Annotated in this window: 21 protein-coding genes; 14 read left to right on the top strand and 7 right to left on the bottom strand. The window is 71.5% G+C overall.

Features of this window, described 5'->3' with window-relative positions:
- Positions 1-197 precede the first annotated feature (197 nt).
- Both AB0I81_RS19745 and AB0I81_RS19740 read right to left on the bottom strand, forming a co-directional pair.
- Positions 198-1907 carry a hypothetical protein gene (locus AB0I81_RS19745; RefSeq protein ID WP_360658457.1) on the bottom strand — a complete coding sequence of 570 codons (1710 nt, stop codon included), beginning with the start codon at positions 1905-1907 and terminating at the stop codon, positions 198-200.
- Between the two features lie 58 nt (positions 1908-1965).
- Positions 1966-2682, bottom strand: a complete 717-nt coding sequence (locus AB0I81_RS19740) for an IclR family transcriptional regulator (protein ID WP_360658622.1) — start codon at positions 2680-2682, stop codon at positions 1966-1968.
- Between the two features lie 62 nt (positions 2683-2744).
- Between AB0I81_RS19740 and leuC the strand changes: the two genes are divergently transcribed.
- The 4 genes from leuC (at position 2745) to AB0I81_RS19720 (ending at position 5396) form a co-directional block, all read left to right on the top strand.
- Positions 2745-4130: a 3-isopropylmalate dehydratase large subunit gene (gene leuC, locus AB0I81_RS19735; RefSeq protein WP_360658455.1), complete on the top strand. Its 1386-nt coding sequence runs from the start codon at positions 2745-2747 to the stop codon at positions 4128-4130.
- Positions 4131-4144: 14 nt separating this feature from the next.
- Positions 4145-4732, top strand: a complete 588-nt coding sequence (gene leuD / locus AB0I81_RS19730) for a 3-isopropylmalate dehydratase small subunit (protein WP_360658453.1) — start codon at positions 4145-4147, stop codon at positions 4730-4732.
- Positions 4711-4998, top strand: a complete 288-nt coding sequence (locus AB0I81_RS19725; RefSeq protein ID WP_360658451.1) for a hypothetical protein — start codon at positions 4711-4713, stop codon at positions 4996-4998. Before leuD ends, AB0I81_RS19725 begins: the two co-directional genes overlap by 22 nt.
- Before the next feature lie 98 nt (positions 4999-5096).
- Positions 5097-5396 (top strand): HU family DNA-binding protein, encoded by a 300-nt coding sequence (locus tag AB0I81_RS19720; protein ID WP_360658449.1) that lies wholly within the window; start codon positions 5097-5099, stop codon positions 5394-5396.
- 80 nt (positions 5397-5476) lie between these two features.
- Here the strand turns inward: AB0I81_RS19720 and AB0I81_RS19715 are convergent, their stop codons facing one another.
- Complete coding sequence (locus AB0I81_RS19715) at positions 5477-5683, bottom strand: hypothetical protein (RefSeq protein ID WP_360658447.1); 207 nt, start codon at positions 5681-5683, stop codon at positions 5477-5479.
- A 53-nt stretch (positions 5684-5736) separates the two neighbouring features.
- Here AB0I81_RS19715 and AB0I81_RS19710 point away from each other — a divergent pair, with 53 nt between their 5' ends.
- The gene (locus tag AB0I81_RS19710) at positions 5737-7023 is read left to right on the top strand and encodes an MFS transporter (protein WP_360658445.1); all 1287 of its coding nucleotides are present in this window, start codon (positions 5737-5739) and stop codon (positions 7021-7023) included.
- 134 nt (positions 7024-7157) lie between these two features.
- Here AB0I81_RS19710 and cofC read toward each other — a convergent pair whose 3' ends face one another.
- Complete coding sequence (gene cofC / locus AB0I81_RS19705) at positions 7158-7811, bottom strand: 2-phospho-L-lactate guanylyltransferase (protein WP_360658443.1); 654 nt, start codon at positions 7809-7811, stop codon at positions 7158-7160.
- A gap of 79 nt (positions 7812-7890) precedes the next feature.
- Between cofC and AB0I81_RS19700 the strand changes: the two genes are divergently transcribed.
- From AB0I81_RS19700 to AB0I81_RS19690, 3 genes are all read left to right on the top strand, one after another.
- On the top strand, positions 7891-8601 hold the full coding sequence (locus AB0I81_RS19700) for a lysophospholipid acyltransferase family protein (protein WP_360658441.1): 711 nt from the start codon (positions 7891-7893) through the stop codon (positions 8599-8601).
- Positions 8602-8605: 4 nt separating this feature from the next.
- Positions 8606-9616: an NAD(P)H-dependent glycerol-3-phosphate dehydrogenase gene (locus AB0I81_RS19695; protein ID WP_360658439.1), complete on the top strand. Its 1011-nt coding sequence runs from the start codon at positions 8606-8608 to the stop codon at positions 9614-9616.
- A gap of 201 nt (positions 9617-9817) precedes the next feature.
- The gene (locus tag AB0I81_RS19690) at positions 9818-10912 is read left to right on the top strand and encodes a D-alanine--D-alanine ligase family protein (RefSeq protein ID WP_360658437.1); all 1095 of its coding nucleotides are present in this window, start codon (positions 9818-9820) and stop codon (positions 10910-10912) included.
- On the opposite strand, the gene AB0I81_RS19685 is transcribed toward AB0I81_RS19690, so the two are convergent.
- Positions 10895-11392, bottom strand: coding sequence for a DUF3515 family protein (locus AB0I81_RS19685; protein WP_360658435.1), 498 nt, complete (start codon positions 11390-11392; stop codon positions 10895-10897). The two genes, AB0I81_RS19690 and AB0I81_RS19685, sit on opposite strands and share 18 nt — an antisense overlap.
- Before the next feature lie 25 nt (positions 11393-11417).
- Positions 11418-11651, bottom strand: coding sequence for an Lrp/AsnC ligand binding domain-containing protein (locus AB0I81_RS19680; protein ID WP_360658433.1), 234 nt, complete (start codon positions 11649-11651; stop codon positions 11418-11420).
- Between the two features lie 47 nt (positions 11652-11698).
- On the opposite strand from AB0I81_RS19680, the gene AB0I81_RS19675 reads away from it, so the two are divergent.
- The 4 genes from AB0I81_RS19675 (at position 11699) to AB0I81_RS19660 (ending at position 15655) form a co-directional block, all read left to right on the top strand.
- Positions 11699-12667: a thiamine-phosphate kinase gene (locus AB0I81_RS19675; RefSeq protein WP_360658431.1), complete on the top strand. Its 969-nt coding sequence runs from the start codon at positions 11699-11701 to the stop codon at positions 12665-12667.
- Between the two features lie 228 nt (positions 12668-12895).
- Positions 12896-14689, top strand: coding sequence for a hypothetical protein (locus AB0I81_RS19670; RefSeq protein WP_360658429.1), 1794 nt, complete (start codon positions 12896-12898; stop codon positions 14687-14689).
- A 22-nt stretch (positions 14690-14711) separates the two neighbouring features.
- On the top strand, positions 14712-15509 hold the full coding sequence (thiD, locus tag AB0I81_RS19665) for a bifunctional hydroxymethylpyrimidine kinase/phosphomethylpyrimidine kinase (RefSeq protein ID WP_360658427.1): 798 nt from the start codon (positions 14712-14714) through the stop codon (positions 15507-15509).
- Positions 15491-15655, top strand: coding sequence for a hypothetical protein (locus AB0I81_RS19660; protein ID WP_360658425.1), 165 nt, complete (start codon positions 15491-15493; stop codon positions 15653-15655). The genes thiD and AB0I81_RS19660 overlap by 19 nt, the downstream gene beginning before the upstream one ends.
- Positions 15656-15658: 3 nt before the next feature.
- On the opposite strand, the gene rpmB is transcribed toward AB0I81_RS19660, so the two are convergent.
- On the bottom strand, positions 15659-15844 hold the full coding sequence (gene rpmB / locus AB0I81_RS19655; RefSeq protein WP_043618345.1) for a 50S ribosomal protein L28: 186 nt from the start codon (positions 15842-15844) through the stop codon (positions 15659-15661).
- 198 nt (positions 15845-16042) lie between these two features.
- Here rpmB and AB0I81_RS19650 point away from each other — a divergent pair, with 198 nt between their 5' ends.
- Positions 16043-17587: a DAK2 domain-containing protein gene (locus AB0I81_RS19650; protein WP_360658422.1), complete on the top strand. Its 1545-nt coding sequence runs from the start codon at positions 16043-16045 to the stop codon at positions 17585-17587.
- 108 nt (positions 17588-17695) lie between these two features.
- Positions 17696-19867, top strand: a complete 2172-nt coding sequence (gene recG / locus AB0I81_RS19645) for an ATP-dependent DNA helicase RecG (protein ID WP_360658420.1) — start codon at positions 17696-17698, stop codon at positions 19865-19867.
- Positions 19868-19952 lie beyond the last annotated feature (85 nt).

The raw sequence follows: 19952 nt of genomic DNA, 5'->3' as shown, positions 1-19952 counted from the left end.
ACCCCGCCGTTCACCGGAGCCGTCCACCACGCGCCAGCCCGCCCTCCACGGTCACCTCGCCCCGCCGTTCGCCGGAGCCGTCCACCACGGGCCGCCCCTCGGCACGTCGTTGGCAGGGTGAGTCCCAGGCTCGCCGTTCGCAAGCGGAACGCCCCCGCCGTCCAACCCGACGGCGGGGGCGTTCCGAACCAAGCGGACTACATCGAGCGGGCCTTGAAGAGGGCTCGGCGGGCTGATTTGGCCACCTGCTTGTCGGGGTGGACCTGGGAGATCAGGTCCAGGAGTTCCTCCACGTGGGCGTGGGGGATCTTCCAGATCACCTCCAGCAGGCTGTTGACCATGTCGGGGCCGATGTCGCGCAGGCTGGTCACGAACTCCGAGCGGCCCAGGCCGGCCGAGATCGTCCACATGTCGAGGATGAGCCAGTGCGTGTCGTCCTGCGTGGGCTCCGGCGCGCCCTCCACCTCAAGCTGGCTGAGGTGCGTGGCCGCGTACGGGCGCAGTGAGGGCTGTTTGAGCGCCTCCTGCCAGGCGGGGATGGCCGCCTCGCCCAGCGTGCCGACGACGCTGGCCGCCTGCACCCTGATCAGCGCGTCGCTCTCGTCCTCGGCCGCGGCCTCCAGCAGCTCCTCAGCCGCCTTGCCGGGCTCCCGCAGCCGCATCCAGGCCGCGAACTCGGCGTCGGCCTCCTCCTCCGGCAGTTCGGCGCTCAGTGCGAGCAGTTCGTGGGCGCTCATGGACTCGATCGCCGGCCTGGCGTCCACCTCGATGTCGGCGTCGTCGATGAGGTGCACGACGCCTTCCGTGCCGAGCGGCGTCAGGCGGACGGCGCCGCCCTCGACCTCGACCATGCCGTAGCCGGTCAGCCAGTCGATCGCGGGGGCGAGCGGGTCGCCCGCCGCCTCCCACGCGTCGCCGCCCAGCTCGTCGAGGTCGGCGGCGGCCTCCGCGAGCTCCCGCGACAGCTCCTCGCGCTCGCGCGAGCCGCCGGCCAGCAGCAGCCGGACCAGCAGGCCCCGGGTCAGGCCCGCCAGGGCCATCGTGAGGTCGTCGTCGGCCAGCTCGGGGTCGCCGTAGTCGACCGAGTGCAGGCCGAGCATCCAGGCGTCGAGCACGTCCTCGTCGTCGTCGAACGGCCACTCGGCGGTGTCGTCCTGCACCGCCACCGTGCCGGCCTCGCCGGGTTCGAGGAACTCCAGGTCCACGGCCAGGTTCCAGATGTTCCAGAGCTGGGGCACGGCCTCGGCGACGGGGCCGTCGGTCTCCGGCCTGGGCAGGCCGGTGGCCGTCAGGGCCTCCTCGACCTCGGCGTCGGTGAGCAGCGTCTCCTCACCGACCCTGCGGCCCGAGCCCACCCACACGGCCAGATCGCGGGCCTTGGCGATCAGCGGCGCCTGACGGGCCGCCGCTGCCAGCTCCGAGTCGGGCCGCAGCCTGATCGTGGCGAGCTCGGCCAGGTCGTCGGCGAAAGGCTCGAAATCACCAAGGTCGCCGCTCTCGTCCTCCTCATCGTTGCCGTCGGATTCGTCGAGCAGTTCCTCCATGAGATCGACGAACTCGTCCTCGACGTCGTCGAGTTCGGCCTGCAGATCGGCGAGGGAGTCGGATCCCTTGCCCAGCCGGCCGGTCTGGGAGAGGAACGTCAGGTACGCGTCCACGGCCGGGAGCATCCCGTCGGCGGCGGCGTCGGGATCCTCCACGACCTTGGGCATCCGGTCGAGCAGCAAGTTACGCAGGTCGGCCCGCTTCCAGGTGCCGAGGTCCTGCGAGAAGGCGAGACGGTGCCACAGTGCTGCGGGCCCCACGAGCTCGGGGTCGCTACCAGGGGCGTTGGCGCGCGCCCACATGATGAACTCTTCGAGCAGGGGTCGCAGCTCAGTGGCGGCTACCTCGATGCGATCTGTCACGCACTCAGGCTAGTGCGCCAGCGAGGCACTCGGCTCCCCAAATACATCCTTTTGCTGATCATGACGTGCGGCGCATCGCTTCGGTGATGCGTTCCGCGGCCGCCATCACGGGCACCGCGTGCAGTCGTCCGGGCGCGCGCGTGAGCCTTTCGATGGGCCCGGAGACCGACACGGCCGCGATCACTTTGCCGCCGCTGCCCCTTATCGGAGCCGAGACGCTGGCCACCCCCTGCTCGCGTTCTCCCACGCTGTGGGCCCAGCCACGGCGCCGTACGGAGGCGAGTGTGGCGGCGGTGAACTTGGCGCCGCGCAGCCCTCTGTGCAGGCGGTCGGGCTCCTCCCAGGCCAGCAGTATCTGCGCCGCCGAGCCTGCCGTCATGGGCAGCGCGGAGCCCACGGGGACCGTGTCGCGCAGGCCGCTGGAGCGTTCGGCCGCGGCCACGCAAACACGTTCGTCACCTTGGCGACGGTAAAGTTGCGCGCTTTCGCCGGTCAGGTCCCGCAGTTGCAGCAGCACCGGCGCGGCCACCGCCAGCAGCCGGTCCTCGCCGGCCGCGGTGGACAACTCGGACAGCCGCGGGCCGAGGACGAAACGGCCCTGTGTGTCGCGACTCACAATGCGGTGATGCTCAAGAGCGACGGCCAGCCGATGGGCAGTGGGTCGGGCCAGACCGGTGGCCTGAACGAGCTGCGCCAGTGAAGCGGGTCCCGCTTCCAGCGCATTGAGTACAAGAACTGCCTTGTCGAGTACTCCGACTCCGCTAGAGTTGTCCATGTACCGATACTGCAGTCTCGACATATGAGAAGGCAAGTCGGAGGAATCTCAAGGAGGAGATCATGGGCCGCACACTGGCCGAGAAGGTCTGGGAGCAGCACGTAGTCCGTCGCGCGGAGGGCGAACCGGACCTGCTCTACATCGACCTGCACCTCATTCACGAGGTGACCAGTCCGCAGGCGTTCGACGGGCTCCGTCTCGCCGGCCGGAAGGTGCGAAGGCCCGATCTCACCATCGCCACAGAGGACCACAACGTTCCGACCGTGCTGGGCCCGATCTCCGACCCGGTGTCCAAGACCCAGGTCGAGACGCTGCGCAAGAACGCCGCCGAGTTCGGCATCCGGCTGCATCCGATGGGCGACGCCGGGCAGGGCGTCGTGCACATCATCGGACCGCAGTTCGGGCTGACCCAGCCCGGCATGACGATCGTGTGCGGCGACTCCCACACCTCCACGCACGGCGCCTTCGGCGGCATCGCCTTCGGCATCGGCACCTCCGAGGTCGAGCACGTGCTCGCCACGCAGACGCTGCCCGCCTACCGGCCCAAGACGATGGCCATCGAGGTCACGGGCGAACTGCCCGCCGGCGTCACCGCGAAGGACCTGATCCTGGCCATCATCGCCAAGATCGGTACCGGCGGCGGCCAGGGCTACATCGTGGAGTACCGCGGCGAGGCCGTGCGCAAGCTCTCCATGGAGGGCCGCATGACGGTCTGCAACATGTCGATCGAGGCCGGCGCCCGCGCCGGCATGATCGCGCCGGACGAGACCACCTTCGCCTACCTCAAGGGCCGCAAGCACGCCCCCGAGGGCCGGGCGTGGGACGAAGCCGTCGAATACTGGAAGTCGCTGCGCACCGACGACGACGCCGAGTTCGACAGGGTCGTGGAGATCGACGCCTCGACGCTGACCCCGTTCGTCACGTGGGGCACCAACCCGGGCCAGGGCCTGCCGCTGGGCGAGTCCGTGCCGAGCCCCGACTCCTTCGCCGACCCGGTCGCGCGCTCGGCCGCCGAGCGCGCCCTGGAGTACATGGGCCTGACCGCCGGCACGCCGCTGCGCGAGATCGAGGTCGACACCGTGTTCGTCGGCTCGTGCACCAACGGCCGCATCGAGGACCTGCGCTCGGCCGCCGAGATCCTGCGTGGCCGCCAGGTCAAGACCCGCACGCTGATCGTGCCCGGCTCGATGCTGGTCAAGCTGCAGGCCGAGCAGGAGGGCCTGCACGAGGTGTTCAAGGCCGCCGGCGCCGAGTGGCGCGAAGCCGGCTGCTCGATGTGCCTGGGCATGAACCCCGACACGCTCTCGCCCGGCGAGCGCAGCGCCTCCACCTCCAACCGCAACTTCGAGGGCCGCCAGGGCAAGGGTGGCCGCACCCACCTGGTGTCGCCGCAGGTCGCCGCCGCGACCGCCGTCACCGGCCGCCTCACCGCCCCCGCCGACCTGTAAGGAGAAACCCGCTCATGGACGCCTTCACCACCCACACCGGTACGGCGGTGCCGCTGCGCCGCAGCAACGTCGACACCGACCAGATCATCCCGGCCGTCTGGCTCAAGCAGGTCAGCCGCACCGGCTTCGAGAAGGGCCTGTTCGCCGCCTGGCGCGAGGACCCCACGTTCGTGCTGAACGACCCCTCCTACGAGGGCGGCTCGATCCTGGTCTCCGGCCCCGACTTCGGCACCGGCTCCTCCCGCGAGCACGCCGTGTGGGCGCTGCAGCAGTACGGGTTCCGCGCCGTGATCGCCGCCCGCTTCGGCGACATCTTCCGCAACAACTCCACCAAGATGGGCCTGCTGCCGGTCATCCTGCCCGGCGACAAGGTCGAGGCCCTGCAGACGGCCGTCGAGGCGGAGCCGACCCTGGAAGTGACGGTCGACCTGGTCGAACGCCAGGTCCGCTGGGCCGATGAGGTCGTCGGCTTCGAGATCGACGACTACACCCGCTGGCGGCTGATGGAGGGGCTCGACGACATCGGGCTGACCCTGCGTCACGCCGAGGATGTGGCCACGTACGAGAATGGTCGGCAGCCATGGCTGCCGACGACCGTCTAGAAGACGACGAACTGGCGCGGCGGTTGCGCGATGCGCACCGCCGCGTCCGCATGCTGCCCGCCGCCCGCAAAGAACGTCTTGCCCGCCGCTACCTCGCCATCTGTGACCTGGCCAAACGCGACCCGGAGCGGGCCGCCGCGCGCCTGGAGGCGTTCCTGGCCTCCCTTGACGAGACCGTTGCCGGGGCTGGTGACAAGCCCCCCTGTGAGGCCGCCGACGGGCCTTTCGACACGCCACGCGAGGGGGAAAACACGCAGGGTGATTGAGTTCCCCCGCGATCCCGCCTACTTTCGAGCGCGTAAGGGGTTTCTTTGTCGAAGAAGTCGTGAAACCCCGAGCCGCAAACTGGGGGAGCAGGACTTTCATGAACAAGCGAGAACTCGTCGAGGCCATCGCGGATCGGGTGGGCGACAGGAAGACGGCCACGGAGTCCGTCAACGCGGTCATCGACGCCATCCAGAAGGCCGTGGCGAGCGGTGACAAGGTCTCGATCACGGGCTTCGGCGCGTTCGAGATGGTGCACAAGCCGGCCCGCACGGCGCGCAATCCGTCGACCGGCGCGGAAATCAACGTCGCTGAGAGCTGGGCGCCGAAGTTCCGTCCCGGATCCGACTTCAAAGAGCTCGTGAACGAGGGCGGCAAGAAAACCGGCAAGAGGAAGTAGTTCCGGTCGGCCAGCACGCCCGGGCTCCGGCCCGGGCGTGACGTATGTCAGCCCGTCCTGCCAGCCCGTGCGGGAACCGGTCACGCCTCCGGGACGGGGAAGGTGGACAGCGTGATGTAGGTGATCTCCCGGCCGGACATGACGAGGTTGACCCGCTGGCCCGAGCGCAGCAGCCGCAGCGGGCCGGCGTCGAAGGCGGGAGTGCCGAACTCCAGCACGGTCCCGTCGTCGAGGAAGACCGTGCCCGAGCGAGTGGCCTCGTCGAAGCTGCGTACCGTCGCCTGCACGCGATCAGAGTAATGGGTTGCCCGCGCGCGAGACGAGCGCGCACGATCACGTCATGCGCCTGCGGGGTGATTTCCGGCGGTTCATGTGGTCGGACGCGATCACCAAACTGGGCACCCAGGTCACGCTCGTGGCCCTCCCGCTGACCGCCGTGCACACGCTGCACGCCGGCGCCTTCCAGCTCGGCCTGCTGGCCGCCGTGCAGACGGCCGCGTTCCTGGTGATCGGCCTGCCCGCCGGGGTCTGGGTGGACCGGACGCGACGCCGCCCGATCCTCGTCTGGGCCGACCTGAGCAGGGGAGCGGCGCTGCTGACGGTGCCCGCCGCCGCCTGGACGGGCACGCTCACCCTGCCGCACCTGTACGCGGTCGCGCTCGTGCTCGGCGTGGGCACCGTGTTCTCCGACGTGGCCCAGATGAGCTTCCTGCCGGCGATCGTGCCCAGGCGACGGCTCGAACACGCCAACGGGCGGCTGGAGGTCACCCGGCAGGTCTCCGTGCTGGCGGGGCCCGGCCTGGGCGGCTGGCTGGTGAGCACGCTCACGGCCCCGCTCGCGTTGCTGGCCGACGCCATCGCCTACCTCGTCTCGGGAACGCTGCTGTCCCGCGTACGAGCCGAGGAACGGCCCCGCGCCGAGGCTGTCGCGGACGGCACTCCGGCAGGTGGCGCCGTGGCGGACAGGTCCAGGGCGGAGGGGGCCGGGGCGCGTGACGTGCTGGTGGAGAGGCGGTTGTGGGGGGAGATGCGGGAGGGTGTGGCGTTCGTGGTGCGGGAGCCGGTGTTGCGCAGGGTCGCGATCGGCGGCGCGCTCACCAGGATCGCCATGGGCGTCTGTGCCGTCGCCTATCCCCTCTACCTGTACGTGGACCTTCAGGTGGACGCCGTGACCTACGGACTGCTGCTGTCGGCCGCGGCAATCGGCGCGCTGGCGGGAGCGACGCTGGTGGCCCGCGTGACGGAGCGGTTCGGCGTCGGCGCCACCCTGTACGGCTCGGCGGTGCTCGTCATGGCCCTGCAACTGCCCGCCGTGGCCACCGGGCCCGGATGGCGGCTGCTGATCTTCCCGATCACCTCGGCCCTGGCCGGCGTCGCGGGGATGATCTTCAACGTGGCACAGCTCAGCCACCGCCAGCGCATCACCCCCGAGCACCTCCTGGGCCGGGTCAACGCCAGCATGCGCTTCCTCATGTGGGGCACCACGCCGCTGGGCGCCCTGGCGGGCGGCCTGCTGGGGGAGTGGCTGGGCGGCTACGGCGTGTTCGCGGCAGGCGTAGCCCTGCTCGCACTGTCATACCTGGCCGTCGTCACCGCCCCGGCCATCAGATCGACGCCGACGCAATGACCTCGGGGTCGCCCTCCAGCGGCCTCGAGGCCGCGCCCGTCCCGGACGGCCTCCGGGCCGCCTCCAACGGCCACCCGCCATCAGGCTGACGCGGGCGGGATGGCCTCCGGGCCGCCTCCAACGGCCACCCGCCATCAGGCCGACGCGGGCGGGATGGCCTCCGGCCACAGGTCGCGGACCACTGCCGCCGTGTGTGTCCCCAGCCCGAGCGCGATCGCCGCCCGCAGGTCGTCGGGTGTGTCCACGTCGCGCCTGACCGAGTCGATCCCCGGCACGCACAACTCCTTGGCCCCGACGCCCAGGTGCTTGGCCCGCGACTCGCCGCCGAACTTCGGCGTGAACGGCACGCCAGGCCGTACCCCGTAAAAAGTGGTCCCCACGTCCAGCGCGTCGGGCACGAACGCCTGGTCGAACTCGGCCGCCGCCCCGAGCGCCAGCGCCAGTTCGGCGGGGCGCAGGGCGGGCAGGTCGGCCTGGAGCGCGCCCACCGCGTCGCCGGGCGCCACGCTAACGGCATGCGCGGCTCCCGTACGCAAGGCCGTGTTGAGCCCTCGGTCGGGGTCGGGCACCACGTCGGCGCCCAGCGCGGCCAGCGGGCCCGCGGCGGCGGGGTCGGCGGTGACGACGATGACCCGCGCGACGGGCGGGCAGGACAGCGCGGCCGACACGGTGTCACTGGCGACGGCCACGGCCAGCCGGGTGCGGTGCGGGCCTGTCGCGGCGGCCAGCCGGGTCTTCGCCGCGACCAGCGTCTTCACCGGAATGACCAGGGACCAGCGAATGCTCATAAGGTAAAGCATCGCGCCTCGACATCCCACGCGGGCAACCGGGAGACTTGGGCGCACCCTGTACGTGCTGGAGGACACCATGAGCCGCCCCACGCGACCATCGCGTTTCTGGGAGACCTTCGCCGTCTCCGTGGTGAAACCACTGTCGCGGCTCCTGGTCAAGCGGGACTGGCGCGGGGGAGAGCGCATCCCCAGGACGGGCGGCGTGATCATCGCGGCCAACCACCTGTCGTGGGCGGATCCCGTCCTGCTGTCGCACTTCCTGTTCAACAACGGCCGCTGGCCGGTGATCCTGGCCAAGGCGGGCCTGTTCAGGGTGCCGTTCCTGGGGCGGGCCGTGCGGGGGCTGCTGGCGATCCCGGTCGAGCGCGGCAGCGACGAGGCGGCCAGGTCGCTCAGCCTCTCGGCGCGGCGGCTCGGCGACGGGTGCGCGATCCTGTTCTACCCGGAGGGCACCTGCACCCGCGATCCCGGCCTGTGGCCCATGGTGGGCAAGACGGGCGCGGCCCGGCTGGCGATGGAGAGCGGCGCGCCGGTCATCCCGGTGGCCCACTGGGGGGCGCAGGAGCTGTTGCCGTACGGTGAGAAGAGGCCCAGGGTGTTCCCGCGCAAGACGTTCCACGTGAGCGTGGGGCCCCCGGTGGACCTGTCCAAGTACGCGGGCAGGGCGCCGCAGGCCGGTGTGTTGCGCGAGGCCACGGCCGACATCATGGCGGCGATCACCGTGCAGCTGGCCGAGTTGCGCGGCGAGAAGGCGCCCGCCACTCCCTACGACCCCGCCGGACGGTGACGACGTGACGAAAGTGGCCGTGTTCGGTACGGGTTCGTGGGGCACCACGTTCGCGATGATCCTGGCGGAGGCGGGCAACCGGACCACGCTGTGGGGCCGCAGGAGCGAGGTCGTGGAGGCGATCGACCGCGACCACGCCAACCCCGAATACCTGCCGGGTGTGTCGCTGCCGCCCACGCTCCGCGCGACGACCGACCCGGCCGAGGCGCTCGACGGGGTGGACTTCGTGGTGCTCGCGGTGCCTTCGCAGACCGTACGCGCCAACCTCGGCGCCTGGCGGGAGCTGATCCCGCGGAAGGCGGTGCTCGTGAGCCTGATGAAGGGCATCGAGGTCGGCACCACCAAGCGGATGAGTGAGGTAATCCGCGAGGTCGCCGAGGTGACGGAGGACCGGGTGGCGGTCGTCTCAGGGCCGAACCTGGTGCCGGAGATCGCCGCCCGCCAGCCCGCCGCCACCGTGGTGGCCTGCACCGACGAGTCGGTGGCCGGCCGGCTGCAGGCGATCTGTCACCTGCCGCCGTGGTTCCGCCCCTACACCAATCCCGACGTGGTCGGGGTGGAGCTGGGTGGCGCGGTGAAGAACGTGATCGCCCTGGCCGTGGGCGTTTCCGCGGGCATGGGCATGGGCGACAACGTCAGCGCCATGCTCATCACCAGGGGCCTGGCCGAGATCTCCCGCCTGGGGGCGGCGCTGGGGGCCGACGCGCACACGTTCGCCGGGCTCGCCGGCATGGGCGACCTGGTGGCGACCTGTACGTCACCGCTGTCGCGCAACCGCACCTTCGGCGAGAACCTGGGCAGGGGCATGACGCTGGAGGAGGTCGTGGCCGCCACCAAGCAGACCGCCGAAGGCGTGAAGTCCTGCGAGTCCGTCCTTGAGCTGGCCAGGAAACACGACGTGGAGATGCCGATCACCGAGGTCGTCGTCGGCGTCGTGCACGACGGCATGTCGCCGTCGGAGGCGGGCATGTTGCTGATGTCCCGCTCACCCAAGCCCGAGCGCTACGGCGTCTGACCGGCCGGATCGAGCCGCACAAGCCCTCGGACCGGCCGGATCGAGCCGCACAAGCCCTCGCCCGACGGCGTATGACCGGCCGGATCGAGCCGTCCATGTTTGGGCGCTGCGGCGTTTGACCCATCGGATCGGGGTGAGAAACACCTGAATACGGCGTGCTTGGCTCGCTGTGACACGGACACCCCGGTAGATTCGGACACCATGAGCAAGCCACGCGTCGCCGTCGTTTTCGGAGGTCGCAATTCTGAGCACGCCGTCTCCCTCATGGGGGCGGGCAGCGTGCTGGACGCGATCGACAGGAGCAAGTACGAGGTGATCCCCATCGGGATCGCCCAGGACGGCAGGTGGGTGCTGGCCGCTTCCGACCAGCGGTTCGCCATCGAGGCCGGCGAGCTGCCGGTCGTCGACACCACGGGCGCGGCGCTGGCGCTGCCCTCGGGCGACAACTCGCTGGTGGCCTACGACCCCGGCAGCATCCCCGTCGAGCTCGGCTCGGTGGACGTGGTGTTCCCGGTGATGCACGGCCCGTTCGCCGAGGACGGCACCATCCAGGGTCTGCTGGAGATGGCCGGTGTGCGTTACGTCGGCTCCGGCGTGCTGGCCAGCGCCGTCGGCATGGACAAGGCCCACATGAAGACCGTCATGGTCGCCGCAGGACTGCCGACCGGCCGCTACGTCGTCGTACGCGACCGCGACTGGCGGCTCAACCGCGAGCTGGTGCTCAAGGAGGCCGAGGAGCTCGGCTACCCGGTCTTCGTCAAGCCCGCCAGGGCCGGCTCCTCGCAGGGCATCTCCAAGGCCGGCGACCGGGCCGAGCTGGAGGAGGCCGTGGAGTTCGCCAGGCAGCACGACCCCAAGGTGCTCATCGAGGCCGCGATCGCCGGCCGCGAGATCGAGTGCGCGGTGCTGCAGTCGCCCGGCGACGAGCCGGCCGCCGCGTCGCTGCCCGGCGAGGTCAGGGTCGAGGGCGGGCAGGACTTCTTCGACTTCGCGGCGAAGTACTACCCCGACCAGATGTCGCTGACCGTGCCCGCCGACATCCCGCAGGAGACGGCGGAGGAGCTGCGCGCGATGGCCGTGCGCGCGTTCGAGGCGCTGGACTGCGAAGGGCTGGCGCGGGTGGACTTCTTCTACACGCCCGACGGCAGGCTGGTCTTCAACGAGATCAACACCATGCCCGGGTTCACGTCGCTGTCGGTGGCCCCGCAGCTCTGGGCGGCCTCGGGGCTGCCCTACCCGGCGCTGGTGGACCGCCTCATCCAGCTCGCCCTGTCACGCTCAGCCGGTCTGCGCTGAGGACGGCTGCGCTGAGGACGGCTGCGTGGACGGCTGGGTCGAGGGCTGCGTGGAGGGCTGGGGCGAGAGCCGGCCGACAGGCTCGGACAGCTCCGTGAGCACCTCGCCGGCCACGTGCTCGCCCCCGACCGTGACCTCCACGTAGGCGGTGTCGGTCACGGCCGTGAACAGCGTGGGCCGCTCAGGATCGGCGAACCACCCCACGCCGCCGATCTCCTGGAGCCGGTCGGTGGGCGCCATCCTGGCCGGCCGCGACACGCCGCAGCGCAGCGCGATGGTGCCCGAGCCCCAGACGGCCACGTACGGCGACTCCGGCGTGGACTCGCCGCGTTCGTCGCCGTCCAGGGTCGCGGGCAGCAGGGTGGCCAGCTTGTCGCAGGCCGCCACCGCCTCACCCGATGGAACGGGCGGATCGACCTGTACGGTGCCGCCGCAACCGGCGAGCGTCAGGAGAACGAGCAGGAGGGCGGCGGCACGCATGGGACGACTACTACCTTCGGAAGCCTCAGAGACGGACGATCGGGCACGTAAGCGTACGCGTGATCCCTTCCACCGCCTGAATCTGCGCGACGACGAGCTTGCCCAGTTCGTCGACGTTGTTGGCCTCCGCGCGCACGATCACGTCGTAAGGCCCTGTTACATCTTCCGCCTGAGTGACCCCGGGAATCCCGGAGATCTCGTGGGCCACGGCGGCGGCCTTGCCGACCTCGGTCTGGATAAGGATGTAGGCCTGCACCATCACGTCCTCCCGGGCGATTCGATCACGCCGAAGGGCCACCGTACCCTGTGTGCGTCAGGAGGTGCGTCATCACAGTCGGAGATCTCGGCGAATTCGGTGTGGTAAATCGTATTACTGCTCGTCTGCCCCAGGGTGAGGCGGTAATCCTCGGTCCCGGGGACGATGCCGCGATGATCAGTGCGCCGGACGGGCGCGTCGTCGTCTCCACGGACCTTCTGCTGGAGGGAAGGCACTTCCGCCGCGACTGGTCCGGCGGCTATGACGTGGGCCGCAAGGCCGCCGCCCAGAACCTGGCCGACGTGGCCGCCATGGGCGCCACGCCGACGTCCATCGTGGTCGGGCTCGGCGTGCCGTCCGACCTGCCGTTGGACTGGCTGGACGCGCTCACGGACGGCTTCCGTGACGAGTGCGCGACGGTCGGGGCGAGCGTGGCGGGCGGTGACGTCACCCGCTGCGACCTGATGGTCATCGGGGTGACGGCGCTGGGCGACCTCGGCGGGCGGGCCCCGGTGCTGCGCTCGGGGGCCAGGCCGGGGCAGGTCGTGGCAGTGGCCGGCCGGCTGGGGTACGCCGCCGCCGGATGGGCGCTGCTGGAGTCCGGCGTGCCGGTGGACAGTGGGCCGCTCGCGGAGGCGGTGGCCGGGCATCGGCGGCCCTGCCCGCCGTACGAGATGGGGCCGCTGGCCGCCGAGCTGGGCGCCGCGGCGATGCTGGACGTCAGCGACGGGCTGTTGCAGGACCTCGGCCACATCGCCGAGGCCAGCGGGGTGCGGGTGGAGCTCGATCCCGAGGCGTTCACCGTGGCCGAGCCGGTGGCGGCGGCGGCCAAGGAACTGGGGGCCGATCCGCTGGAGTGGGTGCTCGCGGGTGGCGAAGATCACGCTCTGGCCGCGGTGTTCCCCGCGGAGGTACGGCTGCCGCGGGAGTGGCGGGTGGTGGGCCGGATCGTCGAGGGCGAAGGTGTGCTGGTGTACGGGCGGGAGATAGGGCCGCGCGGATGGGATCACTTTCGGTGATGACTTGTCCCGATTTAAGTGAAATTTTCCGGATTTGAGGTACCACTAGTGGGATTGCTGTGACAACGGCTTAGCAAAGGTGTTATGAAGATTGGCGGCCACTGTAACCGGGAGAAAGGGCCAGCCATGGGCCGCCACGGCACAGGTGGATCCGAAGACGGGGATGAACGGGGTGACAGCGCATTTTGGGGTCCTGATGAGCAGGCCGAGCCGCCAGGCTGGCCCTCGTTGCCGGACCAGCCTGAGGTGACGGGGCAGTGGGCCCCGATGCCCCGGCGTACCGACCCGCCGCCTCCGCGCGGGCCGGAGCCGGAGCCTTTTGAGACCACCGGGGCTTTCGCGCTGCCCGGCGACCTTGCCAAGGGATTTCCGCCGGCCAACGACCCTGCGGGTGCCTTCCCGCCGCCGAGAGGGCCAAGGGAGGACCAGGCCGGGCCGTTCGAGACGACCGGCGCCTTCGCCCGTCCGGCCGAATGGGACCAGAACTTCCAGGGTGGCGACTTCGCCGGCCCTCCCAGCGGTCCTCAGCACTTCGGTCAGCCCGGCCCCTTCGAGCGGCCCGCCGACCGTCCGGGGCCGCTGGACGACGCGGTCGAGCGGACCTCGTTCTTCGATCGTCAGGACGACGACCCGGCGGGACGCACCGCGTTCTTCGACGGACCCGACGACCGCCCCGGACCCTTCAACGGGCCGGACAATCGCCCCGGGGCCTTCAGCGGGCCGGACAACCGTCCTGGGCCTTTCAACGGGCCTGACGACCGTTCCGGACCCACCGGACCCTTCCGTGGGCCTGATGACCGTTCTGGACCTTTTGACGGGCCGGCCGAGCGGACGGCCTTCTTCGACGGGGTGGATGACCGCCCCGGGCCTTTCGACGGGCCAGGTGACCGTCACAACCCCTTCGACGGGCCAGGCGACCGTCACAACCCCTTCGACGACCCGGAGCGCACCGCCAGGTTCGACTCGCCCTCGGGCCCCGTCTACGGCGGCCCGCCGCCCGAGCCGGGCGACATCAAGGTGGCCGGCGAGCCCACCACCGCGATGGCTCCCGCCTGGGCGAACGCCGACACCGGATTCCTCGGCTCCGGCTGGTCGGAGGACTCCGGCCCGGAGCAGCCGCAGGAGCCCAGGGGCCGGCGCGGCCGCCGCAAGTCGGGACGCGGCGGTGGCGGTGGCGACGACGTGCTGGCCGCCCCGTCGGGTGCCGGGAAGGGCCGCGTGGCGCTGCTCTCGGTGGCCGCCGTGGCCGTCGTGCTCGGCGGCACCGTGGCGGGCGTCAACTTCATGAGCGGCAGCGACCCGGCGACCAAGTGCCAGGGCACGACCTGCGCCGCCGTACAAGGCACCACGAGCCAGCCCGCGCCCGCCGCCTCCGACCCGGCCCTCGAAGAGGAGGAGACCGAGCCCGCCGCCGAGGACGAGGAGCCGACGGCGAAGGAGCCCAGGGAGGAGAGCGACCCTCCCAGGACCCCGACGCCCACGATCACCTCCAACGTCCGGGCCCCGGTCCGCACCGCCGCGCCCACGCCCACCAAGACCAAGAGCAAGAAGACGAAGGAGCCCAAGGAGGTGGAGGAGCCGCCGGCCGACCAGACCGCGTCGGAGGCGCCGCCCACCGAGGACGCCCCGTCGTTGTCGCCCACCGAGGCCGAGATCGCGCCGCCCGCCGGCACCACCCTTGAGCCCGACGAGGGCTCGTTCGGATCGTCGGAGGGTGTCAGCGGCAGCTCGATCAACGTGCGGCAGAAGATCCAGCAGAACCTGACCACCTATTCAGCCGACCTCACGCTCTCCAACGCCTCGGCGGCGACGCTGAGCGAGCCCACGGTCTCCGTGCCCGTGGACGGCAAGGTCGTGGACGTGGACGGCGCCGAGTGGACGCAGGACGGCGACCTGCTGATCCTGGACGTGTCGGCGTCGCTGGCGAAGGGGGCCTCGATCAAGGTCTCGTTCACGGCCACCGGCAGGGGCTCGCAGGCCCAGAACTGCGGCATGGTCGCAGGGGAGTGCGCCATCTCGTAGCTCTTTGCGGTTTTATGGGGGCATGACGGTTTCGACCCCTCCACGGGTGCTCACGGTCGCCGGATCCGATTCGGGGGGCGGCGCCGGCATCCAGGCCGATCTGAAGACCATGCTGGCCATGGGCGTCCACGGCATGAGCGTCATCGCGGCGGTGACGGCTCAGAACTCGCTGGGCGTCCAGGGTTACTGGGAACTGCCCCCAGAGGCCGTACGGGCGCAACTCGACTCGGTGCTCGGGGACATCGGCGCGCAGGCGGTCAAGACCGGCATGCTGGCCTCGCCCGCGCTGGTGGAGACGGTCGCGGACGTGCTCGGCCGCCACGCCGCGCCGCTGGTCGTGGACCCCGTCGGGGTGTCCAAGCACGGCGACGCGCTGCTCGCGCCGGAGGCGGTCGACACGCTGCGCACCCGCCTGCTGCCGCTGGCCACCGTGGTGACGCCGAACCTGTGGGAGGTGGAGCAGCTCACCTCGGTCAAGGTCGAGGACGAGGACGGGCTGCGGCGGGCCGCGGACGCCGTGCTGGCACTGGGGCCCACGTGGGCGCTGATCAAGGGCGGCCATCTGCCGGGCCCGCCGGTGGACCTGCTCACCGACGGCGTGAACGAGCACCGCTTCGCCGCCGAGCGCCTGGACAACCGCCACACCCACGGCACCGGCTGCACGCTGGCCTCCGCCATCGCCTCACGTCTGGCGCTGGGCGACGACGTGCCGCGGGCGGTGGGCACGGCGAAGGAGTACGTGACGGGCGCGATCGCCAAGGGCTTCCCGCTGGGGGACGGCATCGGCCCGGTGGATCACGCGTGGCGCTGGCGTACCTGATCGGCACGGGCGCGTCATGCCCGCGCCCGTACCTGCTCGGCAGAGGCGCGTCATGCCCGCGCCCGTACCTGCTCGGCAGAGGCGCGGGCATGACGAAGGCCCGCCGCTCCCTCGATGGGAGGCGGCGGGCCTTCGCGGAAGATTGAGAACTAGCGGGTGACCTTGCCCGCCTTGATGCACGAGGTGCACACGTTCAGCTTCTTCGGCGTGCCGCCGACGACCGCGCGAACCGTCTGGATGTTGGGGTTCCAACGACGGCGGGTACGGCGGTGCGAGTGGGACACGTTGTTGCCGAAGGTCGGGCCCTTGCGGCAGACATCGCAGACGGAAGCCACGGTATCGCTCCTTAAAACAGTCGATGTAGCCCTGTCCGCTGATGCTTTCCGGGCGGAGGGCATGCCGGGACAACCGGCCAGCCAAAAGAGAATATCCGATCCACGCCCATGGGCGCGAACTGAGGCAACAGAACCGGGCCCTTGGCGGGGATATTCTCCACCGACTACGGTAGCGCATTCGACCGGTCGGAGGCGCCGATGAAGATCCTCGATCCGCCCGCGGTACGCCGCTGGGCGCGCCTGGCCGCCGACGCGCTGGGCCGGGCCAGAACGGAGATCGACGCGCTCAACGTGTTCCCGGTGGCCGACGGCGACACCGGCACGAACCTGCACCTGACCATGTTGTCCGCCGCCGAGGCCGTCGAGTCGCTGCCCGACGACGTGGACGCGGCCGTGGTGTGGCAGACGCTGTCGTACGGGGCGCTGGTGGGGGCGCGCGGCAACTCGGGCGTGATCGTCAGCCAGGCGCTGCGCGGCCTCGCCGAGGTGCTGAAGGACGGTCCCGACCTGCGCGCCGGGCTGCTCAGGGCGGCGCTGCTCGCCAGGGAGGCCGTGGCCAGGCCGGTCGAGGGCACGGTGCTGAGCGTGCTGGAGTCGGCGGCGCGGGCCGTACAGGAGATGGAGGGGGACCTGCCCGAGGTGGCGCGGCAGGCGGCGGGGGAGGCGCGGGCGGCGTTGCGCCGCACGCCGGGCCAGCTTGAGGTGCTGGCCCGCAGCGGCGTCGTGGACGCGGGCGGCGCGGGGGCGGCGATTGTGCTGGAGACCCTGGCCACGGTGGTCACCGGGGCCTCGGCCGGCCACTACGAGGTGCCCGCGCCCACGTCGCGGGTGTCGCCGATGACGGAGGTGGGGGCGGGGTATGAGGTGATGTACCTGCTGGACGCCGACGACCGGGCGGTGGCCCGGCTGCGGCGCGAGCTCGACGCCATGGGCGACTCGCTGGTCGTGATCGGCGGCGACGGCCTGTGGAACGTGCACGTCCACGTGCCGGAGGCGGGTCCCGCCGTCGAGGCCGGGGTGCGGGCGGGCCGGCCGTACCGGATCAGGATCACCTACCTGGCCGAGCGCACGCACACGGGCGACGCTGGCCGGGGCGTCGTGGCGGTCGCCGCCGGGGACGGGATCGCGCGGCTGTTCGAGGAGTGCGGCGCGGTCGTGGTGCGCCGCGCGCCCGGCACGCGTCCCACGCTCCCCGCCATGCTGGCGGCGATCAGGCAGGCGGGCGGCGAGGTCGCGGTCCTGCCGAACGACGAGAACGTACGCGCGGTCGCCGCCGCCGCGGCGGAGATCGCCCGCGAGGACGGGGTGACGGTCAGCGTCCTGCCCACGGAGGCGACCGTGCAGGGGCTGGCCGCGCTGGCCGTGCACGATCCGCTGCGGCGCTTCGACGACGACGTGGTGGCGATGACCGACGCGGCGGGGCACACCAGGTACGGGCATGTGACGGTGGCGGACAGGGAGGCGTTCACCAGCGCCGGGGTGTGCCGGCCCGGTGACGTGCTCGGCCTCATCGAGGGGGACGTGGCGGTGATCGGCGGCTCGCTCGACGGCGTGGCTACCGTGGTCGTGAACCGGATGCTGGCGGGCGGCGGCGAACTGGTGACGCTGGTCACGGGCTCGGAAGCGCCGGAGGGGCTGGTGGGCGCGGTGGAGGAGTACCTCGGCCGTACGCGGCCGGAGGTGGACGTGGTCGTGTACGACGGCGAGCAGGGCGGCTACCCGCTCCTGATCGGCGTGGAGTGACCCGGCGGGAATCGTGGCAATGGGGGATCGCGGCAGCGGGGGATCGCGGCCGGAGGGATTGTGCCGGTGGGGGATTCCTGTCGGCCCGGCGCGGTAGAACTTAATGCCGTGAGCCGTTTCGACGAGCCTCTGACGAAGGCGCTCGACCCGAAGACCGCCAAGCTCCTGCACAGCGTGCTCGACCTGGAGACGGTCGGCGACCTGCTGCGCCACTACCCGCGCCGCTACGCCGAGCGCGGCGAGCTGACCTCGCTGGACGCGCTGGAGGTGGACGAGCACGTCACCGTGGTCGGCGAGGTGACCAGGCTGATGCGCAAACCCATGCGCAACCGCGGCGGCACCTGGCTGGAGGCCGAGGTCGTCGACGGCAACGGCAAGAGGATCTACCTGTCGTTCTTCGGCAAGGGCTCCCACGTGGCCGAGTCGCGGCTCAAGCCGGGCAGGCGGGGGATGTTCGCCGGCAAGGTGGGGCTGTTCGGGTCGCGTACGAACCCGCGCTGGCAGCTCACCCACCCCGAGTTCGAGCTGTTCGAGGAGGGCGAGTCGAACGCGGAGGAGTTCGCGGCGGCGCCGGTGCCCATCTACCCGGCGGGCAAGGACCTGACGCCGTGGGCGATCAGGCGCGCGATCGGCATGGTGCTCGACACGCTCGGCCCCCTGGACGACCCGCTGCCCGCCGCCCTGCGCGCCCGCCACGGCCTGCAGGACCTCGGTGAGGCGCTGGTGTCCATCCACCGGCCCAAGGACTTCGCGGAGGTGGGCAGGGCGCGCAACAGGCTGAAGTTCGACGAGGCGTTCGTGTTGCAGGCCGTGCTGCTCCAGCGCCGCCAGGCCGCCACCGCCTGGCCGGCCAAGTCCAGGCCGCGGCGCTCCGACGGGCTGCTGGCCGACTTCGACACGCGGCTGCCGTTCTCGCTGACCGAGGGACAGGCCGAGGTGGGCGAGGAGATCGCCGCCGATTTGGCGCTGGAGCATCCCATGCACCGGCTGCTGCAGGGCGAGGTCGGCGCGGGCAAGACCGTGGTGGCGCTGCGGGCGATGTTGCAGGTGGTGGACGCCGGGGGCCAGGCGGCCCTGCTGGCGCCCACCGAGGTGCTGGCCCAGCAGCACCACCGCTCGATCACGAACATGCTGGGCGACCTGGCCCAGGGCGGCATGTTCGGCGGCACCGCGGTCACGCTGCTGACCGGCTCGATGGGCGCGGCGGCCCGGCGCTCGGCCATGCTCGACGCGGCCTCGGGCACGGCGGGCATCGTCGTCGGGACGCACGCGCTGCTGCAGGAGCGCGTGCAGTTCGCCGACCTGGGACTGGTCGTGGTGGACGAACAGCACCGGTTCGGGGTGGAGCAGCGCGACGCGCTGCGCGAGAAGGCGGGCGGCGGACGTCCGCACGTCCTGGTCATGACCGCCACGCCGATCCCGCGCACTGTGGCCATGACGGTCTTCGGCGACCTGGAGGTCTCGACGCTGTCCCAGCTCCCTTCGGGCCGCGCCCCCATCACCACCCACGTCGTGCCGGCCGCCGAGAAGCCGCACTACCTGGAGCGCACCTGGCAGCGGGTCAGGGAGGAGGTCGGGCTCGGGCGGCAGGCCTACATCGTGTGCCCGCGCATCGGCGACCTGGAGGGCGACGAGGGCGACCTGACGGCCACGGACGACGAGCGCCGCCCGCCGCTGGCGGTGCTCGACGTGGCCGACCTGCTGACCCAGGGCCCCTTCCACGACCTGCGCGTCGGCACCCTGCACGGCAAGCTCCCGCCGGAGGAGAAGGACGCGCTCATGCGCTCGTTCACGCGCGGCGAGATCGACGTCCTGGTGGCCACGACCGTGATCGAGGTCGGCGTGGACGTGCCCAACTCCTCCGTCATGATCATCATGGACGCCGACCGCTTCGGCGTCTCCCAGCTCCACCAGCTCCGCGGCCGCGTCGGCCGGGGCGGCCTGCCCGGCCTCTGCCTGCTGGTCTCCGACTTCCCCGAGGGCACTCCCGCCAGGGCCCGGCTGGACGCGGTGGCCGCCACGCTGGACGGGTTCGAGCTGTCGCGGGTGGACCTGGAGCAGCGGCGGGAGGGCGACGTGCTGGGGGCGGCGCAGTCGGGCAAGCGCTCCTCGCTGAAGCTGCTGCAACTGCTCAGGGACGAGGACGTGATCACCACGGCCCGTGCTGAGGCGGGCGCGCTGCTGTCGGACGATCCCGACCTGACGGCCCACGAGGGCCTGCGCGCGGAGATCGACCGGCTGCTGGCGGACGAGCGCGCGGACTACCTGGAGAAGACCTGACCGTACGAAGCAAGGCCACTCGGGCCCGGATCCGGGGCCGGGGCTGTGGCTTTCGGCGCCTGCGCGGTGGGGCTCGGCGCCACGA

This window comes from Nonomuraea sp. NPDC050404 (genome assembly GCF_040655495.1).
Classification (GTDB): Bacteria; Actinomycetota; Actinomycetes; order Streptosporangiales; family Streptosporangiaceae; genus Nonomuraea.
Note: the sequence above shows the minus strand (reverse complement) of the source record. Positions and strands in the feature narration are given on the sequence as shown.

Coding starts and splice junctions, on each gene's coding strand:
- AB0I81_RS19740 (WP_360658622.1), bottom strand. CDS start 2,682: ATGGACAACTCTAGCGGAGTCGGAGTACTCGACAAGGCAGTTCTTGTA.
- leuC (WP_360658455.1), top strand. CDS start 2,745: ATGGGCCGCACACTGGCCGAGAAGGTCTGGGAGCAGCACGTAGTCCGT.
- leuD (WP_360658453.1), top strand. CDS start 4,145: ATGGACGCCTTCACCACCCACACCGGTACGGCGGTGCCGCTGCGCCGC.
- AB0I81_RS19725 (WP_360658451.1), top strand. CDS start 4,711: ATGGCTGCCGACGACCGTCTAGAAGACGACGAACTGGCGCGGCGGTTG.
- AB0I81_RS19720 (WP_360658449.1), top strand. CDS start 5,097: ATGAACAAGCGAGAACTCGTCGAGGCCATCGCGGATCGGGTGGGCGAC.
- AB0I81_RS19710 (WP_360658445.1), top strand. CDS start 5,737: ATGCGCCTGCGGGGTGATTTCCGGCGGTTCATGTGGTCGGACGCGATC.
- cofC (WP_360658443.1), bottom strand. CDS start 7,811: ATGAGCATTCGCTGGTCCCTGGTCATTCCGGTGAAGACGCTGGTCGCG.
- AB0I81_RS19700 (WP_360658441.1), top strand. CDS start 7,891: ATGAGCCGCCCCACGCGACCATCGCGTTTCTGGGAGACCTTCGCCGTC.
- AB0I81_RS19690 (WP_360658437.1), top strand. CDS start 9,818: ATGAGCAAGCCACGCGTCGCCGTCGTTTTCGGAGGTCGCAATTCTGAG.
- AB0I81_RS19685 (WP_360658435.1), bottom strand. CDS start 11,392: ATGCGTGCCGCCGCCCTCCTGCTCGTTCTCCTGACGCTCGCCGGTTGC.
- AB0I81_RS19680 (WP_360658433.1), bottom strand. CDS start 11,651: ATGGTGCAGGCCTACATCCTTATCCAGACCGAGGTCGGCAAGGCCGCC.
- thiD (WP_360658427.1), top strand. CDS start 14,712: ATGACGGTTTCGACCCCTCCACGGGTGCTCACGGTCGCCGGATCCGAT.
- AB0I81_RS19650 (WP_360658422.1), top strand. CDS start 16,043: ATGAAGATCCTCGATCCGCCCGCGGTACGCCGCTGGGCGCGCCTGGCC.